General features: G+C 71.3%; 20 protein-coding genes. 13 read left to right on the forward strand and 7 right to left on the reverse strand.

The window, feature by feature from the left end:
* Positions 1 to 212: 212 nt before the first annotated feature.
* From ddaH to PBV52_RS42070, 3 genes are all read right to left on the reverse strand, one after another.
* Positions 213 to 989 carry a dimethylargininase gene (ddaH, locus tag PBV52_RS42060; protein ID WP_274246280.1) on the reverse strand — a complete coding sequence of 259 codons (777 nt, stop codon included), beginning with the start codon at positions 987 to 989 and terminating at the stop codon, positions 213 to 215.
* 344 nt (positions 990 to 1,333) lie between these two features.
* Positions 1,334 to 2,959: an ABC-F family ATP-binding cassette domain-containing protein gene (locus PBV52_RS42065; protein ID WP_274246282.1), complete on the reverse strand. Its 1,626-nt coding sequence runs from the start codon at positions 2,957 to 2,959 to the stop codon at positions 1,334 to 1,336.
* Positions 2,960 to 3,325: 366 nt separating this feature from the next.
* On the reverse strand, positions 3,326 to 3,742 hold the full coding sequence (locus tag PBV52_RS42070) for an SsgA family sporulation/cell division regulator (protein WP_274246284.1): 417 nt from the start codon (positions 3,740 to 3,742) through the stop codon (positions 3,326 to 3,328).
* Positions 3,743 to 3,965: 223 nt separating this feature from the next.
* On the opposite strand from PBV52_RS42070, the gene PBV52_RS42075 reads away from it, so the two are divergent.
* Together PBV52_RS42075 and PBV52_RS42080 are read left to right on the forward strand one after the other, a co-directional pair.
* Positions 3,966 to 5,069 (forward strand): oxidoreductase, encoded by a 1,104-nt coding sequence (locus PBV52_RS42075; RefSeq protein WP_274246285.1) that lies wholly within the window; start codon positions 3,966 to 3,968, stop codon positions 5,067 to 5,069.
* Positions 5,070 to 5,118: 49 nt separating this feature from the next.
* Positions 5,119 to 5,445, forward strand: a complete 327-nt coding sequence (locus PBV52_RS42080) for a plasmid stabilization protein (RefSeq protein WP_274246287.1) — start codon at positions 5,119 to 5,121, stop codon at positions 5,443 to 5,445.
* Between the two features lie 3 nt (positions 5,446 to 5,448).
* On the opposite strand, the gene PBV52_RS42085 is transcribed toward PBV52_RS42080, so the two are convergent.
* Positions 5,449 to 5,745 (reverse strand): YciI family protein, encoded by a 297-nt coding sequence (locus PBV52_RS42085; RefSeq protein ID WP_274246289.1) that lies wholly within the window; start codon positions 5,743 to 5,745, stop codon positions 5,449 to 5,451.
* Positions 5,746 to 5,807: 62 nt separating this feature from the next.
* Between PBV52_RS42085 and PBV52_RS42090 the strand changes: the two genes are divergently transcribed.
* The 6 genes from PBV52_RS42090 (at position 5,808) to PBV52_RS42115 (ending at position 10,841) form a co-directional block, all read left to right on the forward strand.
* On the forward strand, positions 5,808 to 6,509 hold the full coding sequence (locus PBV52_RS42090; RefSeq protein ID WP_274246291.1) for an endonuclease V: 702 nt from the start codon (positions 5,808 to 5,810) through the stop codon (positions 6,507 to 6,509).
* 96 nt (positions 6,510 to 6,605) lie between these two features.
* Positions 6,606 to 6,752, forward strand: coding sequence for a morphogenic membrane protein MmpA (gene mmpA / locus PBV52_RS42095; protein ID WP_199921395.1), 147 nt, complete (start codon positions 6,606 to 6,608; stop codon positions 6,750 to 6,752).
* Positions 6,753 to 7,021: 269 nt separating this feature from the next.
* The gene (locus PBV52_RS42100) at positions 7,022 to 7,831 is read left to right on the forward strand and encodes an SDR family oxidoreductase (protein ID WP_274249911.1); all 810 of its coding nucleotides are present in this window, start codon (positions 7,022 to 7,024) and stop codon (positions 7,829 to 7,831) included.
* A 34-nt stretch (positions 7,832 to 7,865) separates the two neighbouring features.
* Positions 7,866 to 9,314: a cytochrome ubiquinol oxidase subunit I gene (locus PBV52_RS42105; RefSeq protein WP_274246293.1), complete on the forward strand. Its 1,449-nt coding sequence runs from the start codon at positions 7,866 to 7,868 to the stop codon at positions 9,312 to 9,314.
* Positions 9,311 to 10,348 carry a cytochrome d ubiquinol oxidase subunit II gene (locus PBV52_RS42110; protein WP_274246295.1) on the forward strand — a complete coding sequence of 346 codons (1,038 nt, stop codon included), beginning with the start codon at positions 9,311 to 9,313 and terminating at the stop codon, positions 10,346 to 10,348. The genes PBV52_RS42105 and PBV52_RS42110 overlap by 4 nt, the downstream gene beginning before the upstream one ends.
* 148 nt (positions 10,349 to 10,496) lie before the next feature.
* The gene (locus tag PBV52_RS42115; protein WP_274250029.1) at positions 10,497 to 10,841 is read left to right on the forward strand and encodes a hypothetical protein; all 345 of its coding nucleotides are present in this window, start codon (positions 10,497 to 10,499) and stop codon (positions 10,839 to 10,841) included.
* Here the strand turns inward: PBV52_RS42115 and PBV52_RS42120 are convergent.
* Both PBV52_RS42120 and PBV52_RS42125 read right to left on the reverse strand, forming a co-directional pair.
* Entirely contained in the window at positions 10,838 to 12,676 is a 1,839-nt protein-coding gene (locus PBV52_RS42120; protein WP_274246297.1) for a glycoside hydrolase family 15 protein, read from the reverse strand. The genes PBV52_RS42115 and PBV52_RS42120 overlap by 4 nt on opposite strands.
* A gap of 281 nt (positions 12,677 to 12,957) precedes the next feature.
* On the reverse strand, positions 12,958 to 13,683 hold the full coding sequence (locus PBV52_RS42125) for a GAP family protein (RefSeq protein WP_274246300.1): 726 nt from the start codon (positions 13,681 to 13,683) through the stop codon (positions 12,958 to 12,960).
* A 211-nt stretch (positions 13,684 to 13,894) separates the two neighbouring features.
* On the opposite strand from PBV52_RS42125, the gene PBV52_RS42130 reads away from it, so the two are divergent.
* Entirely contained in the window at positions 13,895 to 14,803 is a 909-nt protein-coding gene (locus PBV52_RS42130) for a YhjD/YihY/BrkB family envelope integrity protein (RefSeq protein ID WP_274246302.1), read from the forward strand.
* A gap of 5 nt (positions 14,804 to 14,808) precedes the next feature.
* Positions 14,809 to 15,108 carry a hypothetical protein gene (locus PBV52_RS42135; RefSeq protein WP_274246303.1) on the forward strand — a complete coding sequence of 100 codons (300 nt, stop codon included), beginning with the start codon at positions 14,809 to 14,811 and terminating at the stop codon, positions 15,106 to 15,108.
* 286 nt (positions 15,109 to 15,394) lie between these two features.
* On the opposite strand, the gene PBV52_RS42140 is transcribed toward PBV52_RS42135, so the two are convergent.
* Positions 15,395 to 16,573 (reverse strand): trans-acting enoyl reductase family protein, encoded by a 1,179-nt coding sequence (locus tag PBV52_RS42140; RefSeq protein ID WP_274246305.1) that lies wholly within the window; start codon positions 16,571 to 16,573, stop codon positions 15,395 to 15,397.
* Positions 16,574 to 16,665: 92 nt separating this feature from the next.
* On the opposite strand from PBV52_RS42140, the gene PBV52_RS42145 reads away from it, so the two are divergent.
* The 3 genes from PBV52_RS42145 to PBV52_RS42155 all read left to right on the forward strand — a co-directional run bounded on the left by PBV52_RS42145 (position 16,666) and on the right by PBV52_RS42155 (position 19,431).
* Entirely contained in the window at positions 16,666 to 17,046 is a 381-nt protein-coding gene (locus PBV52_RS42145) for an MmcQ/YjbR family DNA-binding protein (RefSeq protein WP_274246307.1), read from the forward strand.
* A gap of 109 nt (positions 17,047 to 17,155) precedes the next feature.
* Complete coding sequence (locus PBV52_RS42150; RefSeq protein WP_274246308.1) at positions 17,156 to 18,292, forward strand: CaiB/BaiF CoA-transferase family protein; 1,137 nt, start codon at positions 17,156 to 17,158, stop codon at positions 18,290 to 18,292.
* Entirely contained in the window at positions 18,289 to 19,431 is a 1,143-nt protein-coding gene (locus PBV52_RS42155) for an acyl-CoA dehydrogenase family protein (RefSeq protein ID WP_274246310.1), read from the forward strand. The genes PBV52_RS42150 and PBV52_RS42155 overlap by 4 nt, the downstream gene beginning before the upstream one ends.
* The last annotated feature ends 22 nt before the right edge of the window (positions 19,432 to 19,453 follow it).

Below are 19,453 nucleotides of genomic sequence, written 5' to 3' on the forward strand. Positions count from 1 at the left end.
ACTCCAGGGGACGCACAACACGGGGCAGGTGACCGGCGAGCGGTTGCCGGAACCTACGGGATCGTAGGCTACGAACCCGTAGGTTACGAAGCCGTAGGTTAAGGGCGGTGTAAAGATTGCTGATCAGCCGCCGTGCCGCCGGGATTTCACGGGTGTTGCAAAGCCCCAGGACCCGCAGGTCCCGGGGCTGAAAGCGAGATGCGTTCAGTCGGTCAGGCGTACAGATCCCGCATCCGCACCGAGAGGCATGTCACACATCCCTCGAGCTTCTCGAACTCGCTGATGTCGATCTGAACGGGCTCGTGGCCGAGGTCGGCGAGCAGCTCTGCCGTCTTCGGCGCGCTCGCGGCCATGAGCAGCTTGCCGCCGCCGAGCAGCACCACATGCGCCCCGGACTCCTCGGGCACCGGCAGGAAGCGTGGGAACAGCGACGGCACGTCCAGCTGCGGGATACGTCCGAGAATCGTTCCGTCGGGCAGCGCCGTGATCGCCGACTTCAGGTGCAGCACCTTGCTCACCGGTACGGCGGCGACCCGCGCCCCCAGCGGTTCGAAGGCCGCCCGCAGCTGCTGGACGCCGGCCGCGTTGGTGCGGCCGCCGCGGCCGACGTAGATCGTGTCGCCGACCTTGAGCACGTCGCCGCCGTCCAGCGTGCCCGGCTCCCAGACCCAGTTCACGGAACAGCCGAGCGAGGCCACGGCCTCCTCGACGCCGATGGTCTCGTCGCGCCGGGACTCGGCACCGGGCCGGGTGATCAGCGCGACGTTCTTGTACATGACGACCGTGTCCTCGACGAACACCGAGTCGGGGCAGTCGTCGGCCGGATCGACCTCGATCGTCTCCCAGCCGTGCGTACGCAGGGCCTCCGTATACGCCTCCCACTGCTCGACCGCGAGATCGACGTCGACCTTCTCCCGCTCGATGTGCGTCACCAGCCCTTCGGCGAGGCGCGGGCTCGGGCGGCGGACGAGGGCCTTCTTGCTGGGCACGACGGGATCTCCGGATCGGTGGCAGGTTGCGGCGCCCATGATGAACGGGGTACCGACCAGCCATCATGCAGGGCCTACCCGCCCGTACAAAACCCTCGTGGTCAGGCTGTGGCCCTCCTGAGATGCTCCGCGGTGAAGCAGCCGCGTCGCCGGCTTGATCCGCTGCCGTTCACCGTTGCCCTTGTCCCGCAGCCTCGGGGCCGGCAGATCGCCGAGGCGGCCGAGGTTGCAGCCGGCGCCGCGCGCCACCGCGATCGTGTCGAAGGCGATCGACGACTTCCCCGATCCCGAAAGGCCGGTGAACCCGGTCAGCCGGCCTTTCGGGATGCGGCCATGCAGTGAAGCTAGGCGGGATATCCGACAGCTTCTGGCGTGATTTCCTTGAGTTCTCCGTCCTCCACCATCAGCCAGCGCGTGATGCCGATCGACTCCAGGAACGGCAGGTCGTGGCTGGCCACGATCAGCGCCCCCTCGTACGACTCCAGGGCCGTGGTGAGCTGCCGTACGCTCGCCATGTCCAGGTTGTTCGTCGGCTCGTCCAGCATCAGCAGCTGCGGTGCGGGCTCGGCCAGCATCAGCGCGGCCAGTGCCGCCCGGAAGCGTTCGCCGCCGGACAGCGTCGCCGCCTTCTGGTCGGCGCGGGCGCCCCGGAACAGGAAGCGGGCCAGCCGCGCCCGGACCCGGTTGTTGGTGGCGGCCGGTGCGAACCGGGCCACGTTCTCGGCGACCGACAGCTCGCCGTCGAGCACGTCGAGCCGCTGCGGCAGGAAGCGGAGCGGGACGTGTGCCGTCGCCTCACCCGACACCGGCGGCAGCTCCCCGGCGATCGTCCGCAGCAGCGTCGTCTTGCCCGCGCCGTTGCGCCCGATCAGCGCGATCCGCTCCGGTCCGCGCAGATCGAAGCCGCCGGGCACGCGCGCGCCGTACGCCAACTCCAGGTCCAGGAGCGTGAGGACGGTCCGCCCCGGCGGTACGGCCGTGTACGGCAGGTCGACGCGGATCTCGTCGTCGTCCCGTACGGCGTCCACCGCCTCGTCGAGCCGCTCCTTTGCCTCGGCGAGCTTCTCCTCGTGCATGATGCGGTGCTTGCCGGCGGACTCCTGCGCCGCCCGCTTGCGCGCTCCCATGACGATCTTCGGCTCGCGCTTCTGGTCCCACATCTTCTGCCCGTACCGCTTGCGCCGGGCCAACTTGACCTGGGCGTCGACCAGTTCACGCTTCTGCTTCTTCAGGTCCGCCTCGGCGACCCGCACCATGCGCTCGGCCGCCTCCTGCTCGGTGGCGAGTGCCTCCTCGTAGGCGGAGTAGTTGCCGCCGTACCAGGTGACCTCCCCGGAGCGCAGATCGGCGATCTGGTCGACCAGGTCCAGGAGTTCGCGGTCGTGGCTGACCACCACCATCACCCCCGGCCAGGCGGCGACGGCCGCGTAGAGCCGCCTGCGTGCGTACAGGTCGAGGTTGTTGGTGGGCTCGTCGAGCAGCAGGACGTCCGGGCGGCGCAGCAACAGCGCGGCCAGGCGCAGGAGCACCGACTCGCCGCCCGAGACCTCGCCGATGGTGCGATCCAACTCGACGTGGCCGAGCCCGAGTTCGCCGAGCGTGGCGAGGGCCCGCTCCTCCACGTCCCAGTCGTCGCCGACGGTCTCGAAGTGCTCCTCGGCCGCGTCGCCCGCCTCGATGGCGTGCAGCGCGGCTCGCTGGGCCGCGATGCCGAGGGCCTCGTCGACCTTGAGAGCGGTGTCGAGGGTGACGTTCTGCGGAAGCCAGCCGACCTCGCCCGCGACGCGCACGGCGCCGTCGACCGGGGGGAGTTCACCGGCGATGAGCTTCAACAGGGTTGATTTCCCCGATCCGTTGACGCCGACGAGCCCGGTCCTGCCCGGGCCGAACGCGACGTCGAGGCCCTCGAAGACGGGGGTGCCGTCGGGCCAGGTGAAGGAGAGGGACGTACAGGTGATGGAAGTAGACATACCGGCCTCCGCGGATGCTCGAAGCGATCAAGGGCAAACGCGTTTCGAGACACCGGCGACCAACGGGGAGGCCTCAGGGGGTCGGGGGCATGAGAAAAGCCCTGCTCCGGAGGACGGCTCGAACGCCGAGGTCGCACGCAGCGCACACACACCTCAGGTGTGACGCGGTGTCTCAGGACCTCAGACGAGCAACGTCCTTCTCCAATCGACGGCAACAGGACCGTTGTAGACGGTAGGAGGGGGTGACGAGCCTGTCAACGGAATTAAAGCGAGCTCAGGTTCGGCTCGGCCTCTCTACGCCCGTCCAGGGGACGGAGCCCCCTGGACGGGTGGGAGGAGCAGGGGCGGCGGGGGCGAGAAACCGCGTCAGCAGGCGTCCCGCATCAGCTCCGCCAGGTCACGGTCCAGGTCGAGCTGGAGGTGCTCCAGGCCGAGAGGCACCAGCTCACTCGTGGACTGCAGGAACCGCCGAACCTCGCCCGTGCGGATGTGCACGACGGCCGTGCCCTCGGGCGCGTGGAACTCCAGGACCGTACGGTCGAAGCCGTACGGCCGCACCCGGACGTCGCCGTGGCCCTCGGGCCCCTCCAGGCCGGCCACGAGCAGCTCGCGGCTGAAGGTCCAGCAGACCTCCACGCCCTCCAGGGTGGCCGGGGCGGGGAAGGTCATGCGGACGGCGAACGGGTCGCGCCGGTCGTAGTGAAGGGTCGCGGGAATGCTCGGCATCCGCGGCGCGGCGGCGACGAGACGGGCCTCAACGGGCTGCTCGATTACGGTGGACAACGCCATGCTCCCTTGTGACAGCTGGACGAACTTCCGGGCGGACGAGACCGGGCACTGGTAGAGACGACGGAATCAGCCAATCCGTGCACCCCGGATTCGAGTGACCTCTGTCACCGCCGTCATGCATGGGAGTGGCCCGTTCGTCCTCCCGTGCCGGGAAAGTCACATGTGGTCGGCGAGGCCATCTGGACGGCATCGGGGCGGTGGGCTAGCTTCGCCCGCCATGAGGCGTTCGGGGAGCACGCGACGGTCGGGGCGTACGTTTCGGACAGTGGCCGCGGGGGTGGCGTGCGGGGCGGCGCTGGCCGCGCTGACGGCCGTACCCGCGCAGGCGCGCGAGCCGGAGCGCCGGGCGCCGCACTGGGAGCTCAAGGACAGCGGCACGCCCGAGGTGCGCTTCCGCGGGCTGTCCGCGGTCAGTCGGAACACCGCGTGGCTGGCCGGAACCGCGGGCACCGTCCTGCGTACCACCGACGGCGGCGCCACCTGGCGGAACGTCTCGCCGCCCGGCGCCGCCGAGCTGCAGTTCCGGGACATCGAGGCGTTCGACGCCAGGCGCGCCGTGGTGCTGGCCATCGGAGAGGGCGAGGCGTCCCGTGTGTACCGCACGCAGGACGGCGGCGCGAGCTGGACCGAGTCCTTCCGCAACACCGACGCGCGGGCCTTCTACGACTGCATGACCTTCTTCGACCGCCGCCACGGGCTGGCGATGAGTGACCCGGTGGACGGAAGGTTCCGCATCCTGTCGACCAGCGACGGCGGCCGCTCCTGGAAGGTGCTGCCCAGCGACGGGATGCCCGCCGCGTCGGCGGGCGAGGCCGGCTTCGCGGCGAGCGGGCAGTGCTTGGTGAGCTCCGGGCCGAAGGACGTCTGGCTGGCCACCGGCGGGGCCGCACGCGCGCGTGTGCTGCACTCCGCCGACCGGGGGCTGACCTGGACGGCCGCCGACACACCGATCCCGGCGGGCGATCCGGCCCGCGGCGTCTTCGCGCTCGCCTTCCGCGACCGTACGCACGGCCTCGCGGTCGGCGGCGACTACCGCCCCGACCAGGCGTCCCCGCAGGCCGCCGCACGCACCCCCGACGGCGGCCACAGCTGGCAGCCCGCCGCCACGCCCCCGCCCGCCTACCGCTCCGGCGTCGCCTGGCTCCCGCACAGCCGCACCGCCGCCCTCGCGGTCGGCCCCACCGGCACCGACCTGACGACGGACGGCGGGCGCACCTGGCGGACCGTCGACACCGGCTCGTACGACACCGTGGACTGCACGCCAGACCTGGGCTGCTGGGCCGCGGGGGAGAAGGGCCGGGTCGCGCGGCTGGAGAGCTGACGCCGGAAAGTGGGTACTCGGGCGCCGACTGCGAGAGGAGTGACCCGACATGCCACGCGGTTCGAGCCCCAAGCGGGAACGCCAGTACGAGCACATCAAGGAGAGCGCCCAGGACCGGGGCGAGAGCGCCTCGCGCGCCAAGGAGATCGCGGCGCGAACGGTGAACAAGGAGCGCGCACGGTCCGGCGAGTCCAAGTCCGCCAGCCGTACGTCCACTCAGGACATGTCCTCGGGCAAGCGGGGCGGCCAGCGGTCGGGCAAGGGTTCCCAGGGCCCCACGTACGACCAGCTGTACGAGGAGGCCAAGAGGCGCAACATCCACGGGCGTTCGGACATGAACAAGACCCAGCTCAAGCAGGCGCTGGGCAACAAGTGAGGCTCAGCCGGGCGTCTCGCGGTAGCGCTCGAGTTCCGGCGCCGTCTTCGTGGCGGCGAACTCGGTGATGCGGTACGCGCAGACGCCGGCGCCGACGAACGGGTCGGTCGCGGCGATCTCCTCGATCAGCGCCCGGTCCCCCGCGACGGCGAGGATCACCCCGCCGTCGCGGGGGTTCTTGCGCCCGGACGCGAGGAACGTCCCCTTCTCGTACTGCTCGTCGAGCCACGCCACATGGGCCTCCAGCACGGCGTCGACGGCATCGAGCGGGGCGGTGTAGGTCAGCTCGAGTACGAACATGATCACGAGCGTACCCCCGAGCCCGTCGCGGCCGCCCCGGGCCCCGTACGCTCGTCCCCACCATGACGACCGTACGCATTCCCGCGGGCTGGCCCGCGACCGAGGAAGAGGCCCGCGCCGTCCAGGACGAGCTGCGGGAGCGGGTGGTCCTCGACGAGCCGGGGCCACCGCCCGGAGCCGGGCGGGTGACCGGGGTCGACGTGGCCTACGACGACGAGCGGGACGTGGTCGCCGCAGCCGCGGTCGTCCTGGACGCGGCGAGCCTCGACGTCGTCGCCGAGGCCACGGCCGTCGGCCGGATCTCCTTCCCGTACGTCCCCGGCCTGCTTGCCTTCCGCGAGATCCCCACGGTGCTGGCCGCCCTCGACGCCCTGCCCTGCGAGCCCGGCACGGTCGTCTGCGACGGCTACGGGCTCGCCCACCCCCGCCGCTTCGGCCTCGCCAGCCACCTCGGCGTCCTCACCGGCCTGCCGACGATCGGCGTGGCCAAGAACCCCTTCACCTTCAGCTACGACGATCCCGCCCCCCAACGCGGATCGTCCGCGCCGCTCATGGCGGGCGAGGAGGAGATCGGCCGCGCCCTGCGCACCCGGGACGCCGTCAAACCGGTCTTCGTCTCGGTCGGCCACCGCGTGAGCCTCACCAACGCCTGCGCCCACACCCTCGCCCTGACCCCCGAGTTCCGACTCCCGGAGACGACACGCCGCGCGGACTCCTTGTGCCGACAGGCACTGAAGGAGGCGACCGGCCTCCCGACGCTTTGACTTGCTGCTCGCTGCCCGCGCCCTGGTGGACTGAGTACGCCGACTGAGTACCCGTACGGATGTGACCCGCCCACCGGGATCGGCAGGCTGGGGCGCATGACGACGCACCGTGCCCCGAAGCCCCTTGCCGACCCGAACCGCCCCGTCGAGCGTGCCGTGACGGCCGCGCTCGTCCTCGCCACGCTGGCCGGGCTCGGTTGGATCGTCGGGATGATCTACACCATCGCGGGCTGGCCGCTCTAGAGCCCTGTGCGGCAGCGGCCGACGCACGTGGCCAACGCCCCGTGGGTGGGCGAGCACCTCGCGGAGCGGTTGGCTCGACCGCGGTCGGGGGCCCGCCTTCGAGCGGGGGAAGATCCTCCGCCGGTCGGCGCAACTCCGGCTCGTGCCGCGCTCCGCCGTTCGCCCCCGGTGATTGGGTGGCGCCGACCTCCGGGCCACGGCCCGGGCGATTCGGCCTCGCAGTGCAGGAGACAGTCATCGTGAGTTCCCCCGAGGGCGCGTCCCGCGACATGATCCCCGACCAGCTGCTCAAGGGACAGAAGGCCCTGGTCACCGGCGCGAACTCCGGTATCGGCAAAGCGACGGCCGTGGCCATGGGACGGGCCGGGGCGGATGTCGTCGTGAACTACGTGGCCGGCCGTGAGGAAGCCGAGAAGGTGGTCGAGGAGATCAAGTCCCTCGGGGTGCGGGCGGTGGCCCACGAGGCGGACGTCTCCGACGAGGGCCAGGTCGTCGCCATGGTCAACCGGACGGTCGAGGAGTTCGGCACCCTCGACATCCTGGTGGCCAACGCGGGTCTCCAGCGCGACGCCGCGTTCACCGAGATGACGCTGGCCCAGTGGCAGAAGGTCCTCGACGTGAACCTCACCGGGCAGTTCCTGTGTGCCCGGGAGGCAGCCAAGGAGTTCCTGCGGCGCGGTGTCGTCCCCGAGGTGTCGCGGGCGGCCGGAAAAATCATCTGCATGAGCTCCGTGCACCAGGTCATTCCGTGGGCCGGGCACGTCAACTACGCCTCGTCCAAGGGCGGCGTACAGATGATGATGGAGACGCTCGCCCAGGAACTCGCGCCGAAGAAGGTCCGCGTGAACGCCATCGCCCCGGGCGCCGTCCAGACCCCCATCAACCGCAGCGCCTGGGACACGCCCGAGGCCCGCGAGGACCTCCTCAAGCTGATTCCCTACGACCGCGTCGGCGACCCGGAGGACATCGCGCGCGCGGCCGTGGCCCTCGCCTCCGACCTCATGGACTACGTGGTGGGCACCACGCTCTTCGTGGACGGCGGGATGACCCTCTTCCCCGGATTCGCCACCGGCGGCTGACACCACACGCACAACGGCCCCGGACGGAACCCGGATGCACACCACCCTGCAGGTGCTGGCCGACGCGCCGGCGCAGTTGCTGCCGGCCAGATCCCTGATGGCCTTCACCCTGGCGTCCCACATCATCCTGGTGCCCCTGGGCGTGGCACTGCCGCTGATCACCCTCATCCTGCACGGGTACGGACTGCGCCGCGGTGACCGGACGGCCCTGCTGCTGGCGCGCCGCTGGTCGGCGGTCATGGCCGTCCAGTTCGCGATCGGGGTGGTCACCGGCACCGTGCTGTCCTTCGAGTTCGGACTGCTCTGGCCGGGCCTGATGGGCCGATGGGGCGACGTCTTCGGCATCGGGTTCGGCGTCGAGGCATGGGCCTTCTTCCTGGAGGCCGTGCTCATCGCCATCTACCTGTACGGCTGGCGACGGCTGCCCGCCCGCACCCACTTCCTGCTCGCCCTGCCGCTGCCCGCCGCGGCCCTGCTCGGCGCCTTCGGGATCCTGGCCGCCAACTCCTGGATGAACACCCCGCGCGGCTTCTCCCTCGACTCCGCCGGCGACCCCGTCGACGTGAAGATCTGGAAGGCGATCTTCACGCCCATGTTCGGCCCGCAGTACTGGCACTTCGTCGTGGCGATGCTCGTCACGGCCGGCTACGTCGTGGCCGGGGTCTACGCCGTCGGCCGGCTGCGCGGCCGCCGGGACCGCTATCACCGGCTCGGTTTCACCATCCCCTTCACGGTCGCCGCGGTGTTCACGCCGGTGCAGTTCGTGCTGGGCGACTCCATCGCCCGGGAGGTCTTCCACAAGCAGCCGGTGAAGTTCGCCGCCATGGAGATCGTCTGGAAGACCGACACCCATGTGCCGGAGTACCTGTTCGGCCGGCTGCATCCGGACGGGAGCATCTCCGGCGGCCTCAAGATCCCACAGCTCGACTCCATCCTCGCCGGCTTCAAGCCGGACACCCGGGTGACCGGGCTGACCTCCGTCCCCGCGGACGCCCGGCCGAACGCCACCCAGGCGACCATCGCCCACTGGGCCTTCGACATCATGGTCGGCATCGGCAGCCTGCTCGTGCTGCTTGCCCTGTGGTACGCCCTGGTGTGGCTCCGCCGCCGCCGACTGCCCGCCTCACCGTGGTTCTACCGGTGCGCCGCCGTGGCCGGCGTCGCCTCCGTCGTCGCGGTCGAGTGCGGCTGGATCACCACCGAAGTGGGCCGCCAGCCGTGGATCGTCTACGAGAACATGAGGGTTGCCGAGGCCGTCACCGCGACCCGGTCCACGACGCTGTGGCTCATGTTCGGCCTGGTCGTCGTGGTCTACGTGTTCATCTTCGGTTCGTTCCTCGTGATCCTGCTGCGGATGCGCACCCGCTGGCGGCTCGCCGACGAGGAGGACAGGACTCCGGACGGGGCCGGGACACCGGCGGAGACACCCGAGACGGACACGCCTTACGGGCCGCGCCGCCCGGCCGTGGAGGACCGGCCATGATCGCCGACGTCATCGCCGTCGTCCTGCTGCTCGCGATCGCCGCCTACGCCTGCGCCGGCGGCACCGACTACGGAGCCGGCTTCTGGGACCTGACCGCCGGCGGAGCGGAGCGCGGCAAGCGGCCCCGGTGGCTGATCGACCACGCGATGGCTCCCGTGTGGGAGGTCAACAACGTCTGGCTGATCTTCGTCCTCGTCATCATGTGGACGGGCTTTCCCGTCCTCTTCCAGCAGCTGTTCCAGTCGATGTGGCTGCCGCTCGCGCTGGCCGCCGTGGGCATCGTGCTGCGCGGCGCGGGGTTCGCGCTGCGCAAGCCCGCCCGGCGGCCGGCCGGCCGGCGCCTGTACGGCGCGGTGTTCGCCGTCTCCTCCCTGCTGACGCCGTTCTTCCTCGGCGCCGCGGCCGGCGGAGTGGCGTCCGGCCGGGTGACCGCGGACGCGCAGCCCGCGACGCATGCCTGGGCCCATCCCACCCCCGTGCTGTTCGGTCTGCTCGCCGTGGCGGTTACCGCCCTGCTCGGTGCGGTGTTCCTCGCCGCGGACGCGCGGCGCTTCGACGCGCCGGATCTGGACGGCTACTTCCGGCGGCGGGCCCTGGCTGCCCTGGGCTTCGTCTCCGCCCTTGCCCTGACCACGCTGGCCGTCACACACGAGGACGCCCAGCACGTGTGGCACGGGCTGACGCACGGTGCGGGACTGGCCTTCGTGGTCGTTGCGGCCCTGAGCACCCTCGCCACCGCCTGGCTGCTGATCCGCCCCTCCGGCGCCTGGTCCCGCGTCACCGCGGTCGGCGTGGTGGCGTCCGCCGTCATCGCCTGGGGCATGGCACAGCGCCCCTACCTCGTCCCGGCCTCCCTGACCGTCGCCGAGGCGGCGGGCGCGCACACCACGCTGCGCTGGCTGGGCCTGGTCACCCTGGTCGCCGTAGCGCTGATCACGCCCGCGGTCGTCCTGCTCTACTGGCTGGACACCCACGGGGAACTGGAGGGACTCACCGACGCCGATCTGCGGAGCAGTGCCAGTGACGAGGGCTGAGCCCCTGGGCATGGCCCTGATCGGACGTAGTCCACCCCGACCAACTCGTCGGAGCGGACTGGCTCCTGGTGTTCCGGACGGTGCTCACCTGGGGTGTGGGGGTCATGGCCCTGGGGCCGGCGGTGTTCGGCGTGCCGGCGGCCGTGGCGTGCTGTACGACGACACCGGGCTGATCGCCGCGAACCTGCCCGGATTCGACATGCCCGTGCGACGGCCGTTCTTCGAGACGCTGGTCCAGCTGATCATCGGCCCGCTGCTCACCTCCGTCTCGGCGACAGTGACGCCAATTTCGCTCGTTCCGGTGCGAGCCGGCCGCCGGGGAACTTACCGGGTCGGCCCACCGCCCGACACCTCGCGGCCCGCCATGAGCGCGGCGCGCGGTTCCATGTACAGCCCGCCTCCGCCCCGTATCCGCCGGGCTGCGAGACGCTGTTCGTCGTACGGCGGGACGGGCGCGCGCGTGCTCCTGGGCCCTGCGCCCGAACCGGACTAGGTGCGGTCGAGAGCGGCGTTGAGAGTGATCGCCGCGTCGATCAGGGCGAGATGCGTGAACGCCTGGGGGAAGTTGCCCAGTTGACGGCCCGTCGGGTCGATCTCCTCCGAGTACAGGCCGAGATGGTTCGCGTAGCCCATCATCTTCTCCAGCACCAGCCGCGCCTTGTCGGTCCGTCCCGCGCGCGCCAGGGCGTCGACGTACATGAAGGTGCACAGCGAGAACGTGCCTTCCGAGCCGCGCAGGCCGTCGGGCGAGGCCTCGGGGTTGTACCGGTAGACCAGGCTGTCGCTGACCAGTTCCTGTTCCATGGTGCCGAGGGTCGACGTCCACATCGGGTCCTGCGGGGTGATGAACCCGACCGTCGACATGCGCAGCAGCGAGGAGTCCAGGACATCGCTGCCGTAGTGCTGGACGAAGGCCTGACGTCCCTCGCTCCACCCCTTGGCCATGACTTGCTCGTAGCAGGCGTCCCGTGCGCGGCGCCACCGTTCGGCGCCGGCCGGGCGGCCGTTCGACTCGGCGAGCCGCAGGGCGCGGTCGAAGGCCACCCAGGACATGACACGGCCGTAGGTGAAGTCCTCCCGGCCGCCGCGGGTCTCCCACAGGCCCTCCTCCGCCTGGTCCCAGTGGTCGACCAGCCAGTCGAGGTTCGTCAGCAGCGCGTTCCAACCGCGGTGCCCCACCTGGAGGCCGTGCCGGTGCGCGAAGTAGATGCTGTCCAGCGCCTCGCCGTAGATGTCCAGCTGGAGTTGCGTGGCGGCGCCGTTGCCGATCCGCACCGGCGCGGAACCCGCGTAGCCCTCCCAGTGGTCGAAGATCTGTTCGCCCAGGTCGGAGGAGCCGTCCACTTTGTACATGATGTTCAGCGGGCCGGTGTCACCGTCCCTTCCGGCGCGCTCCCTGACCCGGTCGGAAAGCCACTGGATGAACGCTCTCGCCTCGTCGGTGAAGCCCAGCCCCAGCAGGGCGTAGACCGAGAAGGAGGCGTCGCGGATCCAGGTGAAGCGGTAGTCCCAGTTGCGCTCTCCGCCCAGTTGTTCGGGAAGCGCCGCCGTCGGGGCGGCCACCACGGCGCCGGTGGGCGCGAAGGTCATCAGCTTCAGCGTGATCGCGGAGCGCTCCACGGTTTCGCGCCAGCGTCCCGTGTAGCGCGACTGGTGCAGCCAGCTGCGCCAGAACCGCACCGTCTCGTCGAACAGTTCCTGGTACTCGGCCAGTCGCATCTCCCTGGGCGACCCCTCGGCGGCCCACTCCAGGGCCAGCCCCCGCTCCTGGCCGGCCTCCAGGGTCAGCGTGAAGTGCAGGGCGTCGCGCCGGTCGGCGAGCACGTCCAGCAACCGCTCGTCGTCCGGTTCCCGGATGGGGTGCACGGTGAGCTCCGAGCCGTCCTGCGCGGCGAACACCGCCCCGTGCGTGCTGATGTGCAAACGGTGCGCCTGCCGCCCGTAGTCGAACCTCGGGGCTATCTCCGCCTCGAACGTCATCCTGCCGCGCACGCAGCGGACCATCCTCACCAGGCGGTGACTCTCCGTGACCGTCGTCCCGGTCACCGGCATGAAGTCGATCACCTCGCCGGCGCCCGCCTCGGTCATGAACCGGGTGACCAGGATCGCCGTGTCGGGCAGGTACAACTGCTTGGTCGCGTACGCGTGGTGCATCGGCCGGACCGTGCAGTGCCCGCCCTTGTCCTTGTCCAGCAGCGCGCCGAACACACTGGGCGAGTCGAATCTCGGAGCGCAGAACCAGTCGACGCTGCCGTCCGTCGTCACCAGCGCCGCCGTCTGCAGATCGCCGAGGAGGCCGTGGTTCTCGATCAGGGGGTAGTCGTCCATCGGGGCCGCCCTTTCGGTGTGCGATTCACCCGAATGCCCCTGGATCAGACTAAGCCGAGGGTCCGGGATCGGCGCGCGGGGCGGCGGGCCGCGCGCCTCGGGCCGGCGGCCGTAGGTAGACCAGGAACAGGTAGACCAGGAACAGGTAGAGGGACGGCGGGTAGGTGCCCCCGCCCGGATGTGCACCTCGACCTCGGCTCACAGTGGCGTGTGGAGGTCCCCGCGGCCGACATCCCCCCGCGCATCCAGGCGCGCGCCTCGCCACGCGGTGCGCCGGGGCGTCAACCGGCCAGCTCGTACACGCTCCTTCCCGTCAGCCACAGGCCGATCGCGATGCTGCCTAGCACAATCGCCTGTTGCGCGTGGTCCGCCATCCAGGTGCGCAGTCCCAGCAGCCGGTGTTGGGCCGACGCCGGCCGGAGCACCACGTACAGCTCGGCGGTGAGCAGACCGGCGGTCGCGAGGACGCAGAACGCGACCAGCACCAGCCAGGTCGTGACCTGGGAGGTGTCGGCTTCGACCACGGTCACCGCGCCCGCGGCGACCAGTCCCCACGGCTGGAGCAGGACGGCGAGTCCCGCCGCCGGCCAGATCGAGCCGCGCTCCATCCGCGAGGTGAGGGAGGACGACGTGCCGTGCGGCGGCGAGGCGACGTCGGCGGACGCATCGGCTCCGCCCGAGCCGTGGTGGCGTCCCTTCGCGGAGCTCGGCGTGCGGTCGTGGACGGGCCGCCAGTGCCGGTGGAGGCCGTACGCGACCAGCGACAGTCCGACCACGAGCTTGGCCACGAGGTGCACCGTCGACGGAGGTGACCTCGGTGCCGGAGGCTGCCCGCCGGTCAGCGTCAGGACCAGAGCGATCACCGCGACGAGACACGCCGTCCACCCCGAGATGAAGGTGAGCCCGGTTCGTATGCCTTTGGCCGATGCCACCACCAGGACGAACGCCATGAGGGGCAGGGGGTCGAGCGCGATGGCGAGGGCGATGAGCAGCAGGTCGAAGACCATGGGGCGATCCCCTCAGGCAACGTACGGGTCGAGCGTAGGCACGGCCGTGATCCGCCGCATCTCTTGACGGCAGGCCCCCGCGCCCCTGCTGCGGCGGCGTGCCGCGGCCCGATTCGTCGCGCACTCTGGAGGTGGGAAGGAGCGGCTCGATGGAGACTTCCGCAGCGATGCCGTCGGCAACGTGGGCAAGCCACCGAGTCGGCCCGACGGGGTGAGACGCGGAAGCGGCGACCGGCGGCGGATCCGCTCCGTGCTGCGCCCGTCGTGGTGGCGTGGCCGTGTCAGGGATCTGACTGCCTGGCAGAAGGCGTTCCACGCGCGCGTGGAGACCCGTTTTCCGGTGGTCACAGGACTCGTGGACCGCATGGTCTCGGTGAACATCTTCGACTCCGCCACCCGTATCGCGGCGCAGTGCTTCCTGACCGCCGTGCCGTTGCTGTTCGTGGTGAGTGCCTACGCGCCGACGGCGGTACAGGACCAGGTCACCGCGTCGATCAGTGCCGTCTTCGGGCTGACCGGGCAGACGAAGGCCCAGGTGGAGCAGGCGTTCGAGCCCCCGACTGACGATCTGCGCCAGGCGACGGGCTTGGTGGGCGGGCTGATGGTGCTGCTGTCGGCCACCGCGGTGAGCCGCGCGGTGCAGCGGCTGTGCAGACGGGCCTGGCAGCTGCCCCGGACAGGGGTGAAGGTGGCTCCGTGGAGGTGGGTGGCGTGGATCGTCCTGTGGCTCGGCGCACTGGTCGTGCAAGGGCTGCTGCACAACGGGTTCGGTCTGGGGGCGGGGTGGGGATTCCCGGTCATCCTGGTCATGCAGGCGGTCATGTGGTGGTGGACCCAGCACCTGCTGCTGGGCGGGGGCGTGCGCTGGAAACCCCTCCTGCCAGGGGCCGTCATCACGGCGGTCGCGGTCAGCGGCCTGTCCGTGACCGCGCACTTCTACATGCCGCGGGCGCTCAACCGGGCGCTGGCCGACTACGGTTCGGCGGGTTCGGTCTTCGTCCTGCTGTCCTGGCTGATCGTCGTGTGTGTGGCCGTCGCGATCGGCCTCAGCGCGGGCGCCGTCCTGTCCCAGGAGCCCTTCCTTCGGCGCCGCCTCGGAACCCCGACGCCGTCACCCTGACGGAGGTGCCGTCGCCTGTCGCCTGCACATCCCGCCCGCAGGGCGACGAGCCGGTTCTCGACGTCCGCGAGGACCGGCAGTACGGGGCCGACCGGCGAGGACGCGATCGAGTACGGGATACGCACCGGCGGCACCCGGATGCCCCGGGCGGGAAGTCGGCGGCCCGGCCGGCCGCGTCGCCCGCCTCACGTGCCCGGCTCGCCGCGGCCCTGGGCACCTGGCCGCCGAGGTCGCGCGCCGGGTCGGGCGCCTGGTCGTGGTGGCTGCCGGGTTCGCTGCGGTACCAGGCGTGTCCGCTTCGGTAGCGGGCGTACGCCGCCCCGGCGAGCCGCAGCCGGTAGCCATGCCTCGCGATGCCCCGCCGGACCTCGATGGCGTTCCGGCCGGCCACCGCCACCACCCCGCACCGCAGGCCGATGCCGGCCCTGGCTGTGCCGACGGTGGGGTGCAGGGATTCCTGCAGTGGGCCGGGGCTGCGGACAGGGACAGCGAGCAGATCTTCCCGTCGAGGCCGAGCGGCGCCCCGAAGTCCGTCGCGCACACGCCGAGCGGGCGTCAGCCGCTGCCCGATCCGGCCAGCCCCGGGCGGCTTCACCTGGTCGCGGCCACCCGGAACGTGATCCCCGCCGTGCGCAGCCGCTCGATCAGCGCGTCCCCCATCGCGACCGCGGTCGTGACCTGGCCGGCCGTGGGCGGCAGGTCGTCGAAGGCGAGGGACAGGGCCGACTCGGCGAACATCTTCGCCGTCTCGCCGTATCCGGGGTCGCCGCCCGCCACCTCGGTGAAGACGCGCCGGCCACCCCCCTCGCCGACGAAGCGGACCGAGAACCAGCTCTTCGCGCGCTTCTCGGGGCCCGGCCCCTCGCCGGGCTTCAGCCGGTCGGACAACCAGCGCCGGGCGGGCGGTAGTTGGGCGGCCGTGACGAGCGCGCCCATCGCGGCGACCCCGCCGACGGCGATGGGCAGGTGCCGTACGGCGGCGTAGTGGCGGTAGCGGAAGTCGGGGCCGTAGCGCTCGAGGGCCCGCGCGGACCGCTTGACGATCTGCGGGTCGATCGTCGGCAGCGGCACAGCCCAGGCGCCGACCTCCTTGGCGAACCGGGGCGCACCCGTCGGCGCCAGCGCCCGGCGCCCCATCAGCCGCGGCTCGTGGCGGGCGCGGTCGCGTGCGGCGGTCAGCATCTGGCGTCCGCGCGAGAACTGGTTGAGCGCCGACGCGAACGTACCGCCCGAGAAGGCGGCGTCGGCGGTCACGAACCCGTCCACCGCCAGGGGCACGCCCTCCGGCAGCTGCTGGACGGTGAAGTACGCGCCCAGGTCGTGCGGGATCGAGTCGAAGCCACAGGCGTGCACCAGCCTCGCGCCCGTCTCACGCGCGCGTGCGTCGTGCCGGACGTAGGTCCGATCCACGAACTCCGGCTCACCCGACAGGTCGAGATAGTCGGCGCCGGTGTCCGCGCAGGCAGCGACGATGTCCTCGCCGTACGTCACATAGGGACCCACCGTCGTGGCCACCACGCGCGCGTGCTCGGCGAGACGGCGCATCGAGGCCGGATCGGCGACGTCCGCCTCCAGCGCCCCGATCCCCGCGCCGCCGGGCAGCGACTCGCGCAGCCGCTCCAGCTTCTCCTTGCTGCGGCCGGCGATCGCCCAGCGCAGCCCGTCGGGCGCGTGCGCGGCGAGGTACTCCGCGGTGAGTGTCCCGACGAAGCCCGTGGCCCCGAAGAGCACGATGTCGTACGGACGATCCGTCCTGTTCAGCCTGGTCATGACACCCCTCGGTCTCGCAGCACGCGCCGTTGTCGGTGGCCGAGGCTAGCGTGAGGAGTGCGGAGCCCGACGACGAGGCTGGGAGGTAGGCGGTGGCCGTGCCCGGGAATGCCCTGAAGAAGTGGGAGAAAGTGCGCGCGTTCGCCCTCGGGATGCCGGGCGCCGTCGAGGAGTTCCCCTGGGGTGAGGCGGTCGCGAAGGTCAACAAGAAGGTGTTCGTCTTCCTGGGCGTCGACGACGGCAGCCATCCGCTCGGCATAACGGTCAAGCTCAAGGACGAATCGGCCCACGCCCACGCCCTGACCTGCCCGGGCGCCGAGCCCGCCGGGTACGGCCTGGGCAAGTCGGGCTGGGTGAGCATCCCGCTCGAGCAGAAGGGCGCCCCGGCGGCGGAGCTGCTGTGCGACTGGGTGGAGGAGAGCTACCGGGTGATCGCGCCGAAGCGGCTGACAGCGGAGCTCGACGGACGGTGACTGGCCGGTAAATTGGCTAAGCGCTTGCTCTCTCAGGTCTTGTGTCCGCTGGGACACATTCCTAACATCACTGGTGTTACATCAGTTGTGTCACGTCGATGGGGGCTGGATGACAAAGGCAACGACGCCGGGGCACGGCCCGCTCACCGGCGTGCGCGTGGTCGAGCTGGCCGGGATCGGGCCCGGCCCGTTCGCCGCCATGCTCCTCGCCGACCTGGGCGCCGACGTGGTCCGCGTGGACCGGCCCGGCGGCACGGGCCTCGCCATCGACACCGAGTACGACATCACCAACCGCAACAAGCGCTCGGTGATCGTCGACCTGAAGTCCCCCGACGGCCCCGCCCGCGTCCTCGACCTCGCCGCCCGCGCCGACATCCTCATCGAGGGCAACCGCCCCGGCGTCGCCGAGCGCCTCGGTGTCGGCCCCGAGGCCTGCCACGCCCGCAACCCGGCGCTCGTCTACGGCCGCATGACCGGCTGGGGCCAGGAGGGGCCGCTCGCCCACCGTGCCGGGCACGACATCGCGTACATCGCGCTCACCGGCACCCTCGGCATGATCGGCAGCCCCGACGAACCACCGGCCGTCCCCGCCAACCTGGTCGGCGACTACGCGGGCGGCTCCCTCTACCTCGTCGTCGGCGTCCTGGCCGCCCTCCACCACGCGCGCGCGACCGGCACCGGCCAGGTCGTCGACGCCGCCATCGTGGACGGCACCTCCCACCTCGCCGCGATGATCCACGGCATGCTCGCCGCAGGCGGCTGGCAGGACCGGCGCGGCGCCAACCTCCTGGACGGCGGCTGCCCCTACTACGGCACCTACGAGACGGCCGACGGGAAGCACATGGCGGTCGGCGCCCTGGAACCCCAGTTCTACGCAGAGTTCCTGGAGCTGCTCGGCCTCACGGACTTCGCCTCCGCCCGCAAGGACTGGTCCCGCTGGGGCGAACTGCGCGAGGCGGTCGCGGCCCGCTTCAAGTCCCGTACGAGGGACGAGTGGACGGCCGTCTTCGAGGGCTCCGACGCCTGTGTGGAGCCCGTCCTGTCCCTGCGCGAGGCCCCGCACCACCCCCACCTCGCCGCCCGCGGCACCTTCACCGACCACGGCGGCATCACCCAGCCGGCCCCGGCACCCCGCTTCTCCGCGACCCCCACCACCGTCCGCACGGGCCCCGCGCAACCGGGCGCCGACACCGCGGAGGTGGCCCGCGACTGGGACGTACCCGAACTGACGAAGGGCCTCGAATGAAGCGGCGGATCTTCGCTCCCGAGCACGACGCGTTCCGCGCGACCGTGCGTGCCTTCCTGGCCAGGGAGGTGCTGCCGCACTACGAGCAGTGGGAGAAGGACGGCATCGTCTCCCGCGACGCCTGGCGCGCGGCCGGAAAGCAGGGCCTGCTCGGATTCGCCGTCCCCGAGGAGTACGGAGGCGGCGGCACCCCCGACTTCCGCTACAGCGCCGTACTCGCCGAGGAGTTCACCCGCGCGGGCGCGCCCGGAATCGCCCTCGGCCTGCACAACGACATCATCGGCCCCTACCTCACCTCGCTCGCCACCGAGGAGCAGAAGCGGCGCTGGCTGCCCGGCTTCTGCGACGGCTCGCTGATCACGGCCATCGCCATGACCGAGCCCGGCGCCGGCTCCGACCTCCAGGGCATCCGCACCCACGCCGAGGACCGCGGCGACCACTGGGTGCTGAACGGGTCCAAGACGTTCATCTCCAACGGCATCCTCGCCGACCTGGTCGTCGTCGTCGCGAAGACGACCCCCGAGGGCGGCGCGCGCGGACTGTCGCTGCTCGTCGTCGAGCGCGGCATGGACGGCTTCGAGCGCGGCCGCAACCTCGACAAGATCGGCCAGAAGGCGCAGGACACGGCCGAGCTGTTCTTCCACGACGTGCGCGTGCCCAAGGAGAACCTCCTCGGCGAGCTCAACGGCGCCTTCGTCCACCTGATGACGAACCTCGCCCAGGAGCGCCTGAGCATCGCGGTCTCCGCGATCGCCGCCGCCGAGCACCTGCTGGAGATCACCACCGAGTACGTCAAGGAGCGCGAGGCCTTCGGCCGGCCGCTCGCCACCAAGCAGCACATCCGCTTCGAGATAGCCGAGATGGCCACCGAGTGCGCCGTCACCCGCACCTTCCTCGACCGCTGCATAGAGGACCACGACAGCGGCGAGCTCGACGCCGTGCACGCCTCCATGGCCAAGTGGTGGGCGACCGAGCTGCAGAAGCGGGTCACCGACCGCTGTCTCCAACTGCACGGCGGCTACGGCTACATGACCGAGTACCCCATCGCCCGGGCCTTCACGGACGGCCGCATCCAGACCATCTACGGCGGGACCACCGAGATCATGAAGGAGATCATCGGCCGTTCCCTGCTGGGCTGACCCTCACCCCGAAAGGCTTACC

It is taken from the genome of Streptomyces sp. T12 (assembly GCF_028736035.1).
Lineage (GTDB): Bacteria > Actinomycetota > Actinomycetes > Streptomycetales > Streptomycetaceae > Streptomyces.

Coding starts and splice junctions, on each gene's coding strand:
- PBV52_RS42065 (WP_274246282.1), bottom strand. CDS start 2,959: ATGTCTACTTCCATCACCTGTACGTCCCTCTCCTTCACCTGGCCCGAC.
- PBV52_RS42075 (WP_274246285.1), top strand. CDS start 3,966: ATGAGGCGTTCGGGGAGCACGCGACGGTCGGGGCGTACGTTTCGGACA.
- PBV52_RS42080 (WP_274246287.1), top strand. CDS start 5,119: ATGCCACGCGGTTCGAGCCCCAAGCGGGAACGCCAGTACGAGCACATC.
- PBV52_RS42085 (WP_274246289.1), bottom strand. CDS start 5,745: ATGTTCGTACTCGAGCTGACCTACACCGCCCCGCTCGATGCCGTCGAC.
- PBV52_RS42090 (WP_274246291.1), top strand. CDS start 5,808: ATGACGACCGTACGCATTCCCGCGGGCTGGCCCGCGACCGAGGAAGAG.
- mmpA (WP_199921395.1), top strand. CDS start 6,606: ATGACGACGCACCGTGCCCCGAAGCCCCTTGCCGACCCGAACCGCCCC.
- PBV52_RS42100 (WP_274249911.1), top strand. CDS start 7,022: ATGATCCCCGACCAGCTGCTCAAGGGACAGAAGGCCCTGGTCACCGGC.
- PBV52_RS42105 (WP_274246293.1), top strand. CDS start 7,866: ATGCACACCACCCTGCAGGTGCTGGCCGACGCGCCGGCGCAGTTGCTG.
- PBV52_RS42110 (WP_274246295.1), top strand. CDS start 9,311: ATGATCGCCGACGTCATCGCCGTCGTCCTGCTGCTCGCGATCGCCGCC.
- PBV52_RS42120 (WP_274246297.1), bottom strand. CDS start 12,676: ATGGACGACTACCCCCTGATCGAGAACCACGGCCTCCTCGGCGATCTG.
- PBV52_RS42125 (WP_274246300.1), bottom strand. CDS start 13,683: ATGGTCTTCGACCTGCTGCTCATCGCCCTCGCCATCGCGCTCGACCCC.
- PBV52_RS42140 (WP_274246305.1), bottom strand. CDS start 16,573: ATGACCAGGCTGAACAGGACGGATCGTCCGTACGACATCGTGCTCTTC.
- PBV52_RS42150 (WP_274246308.1), top strand. CDS start 17,156: ATGACAAAGGCAACGACGCCGGGGCACGGCCCGCTCACCGGCGTGCGC.
- PBV52_RS42155 (WP_274246310.1), top strand. CDS start 18,289: ATGAAGCGGCGGATCTTCGCTCCCGAGCACGACGCGTTCCGCGCGACC.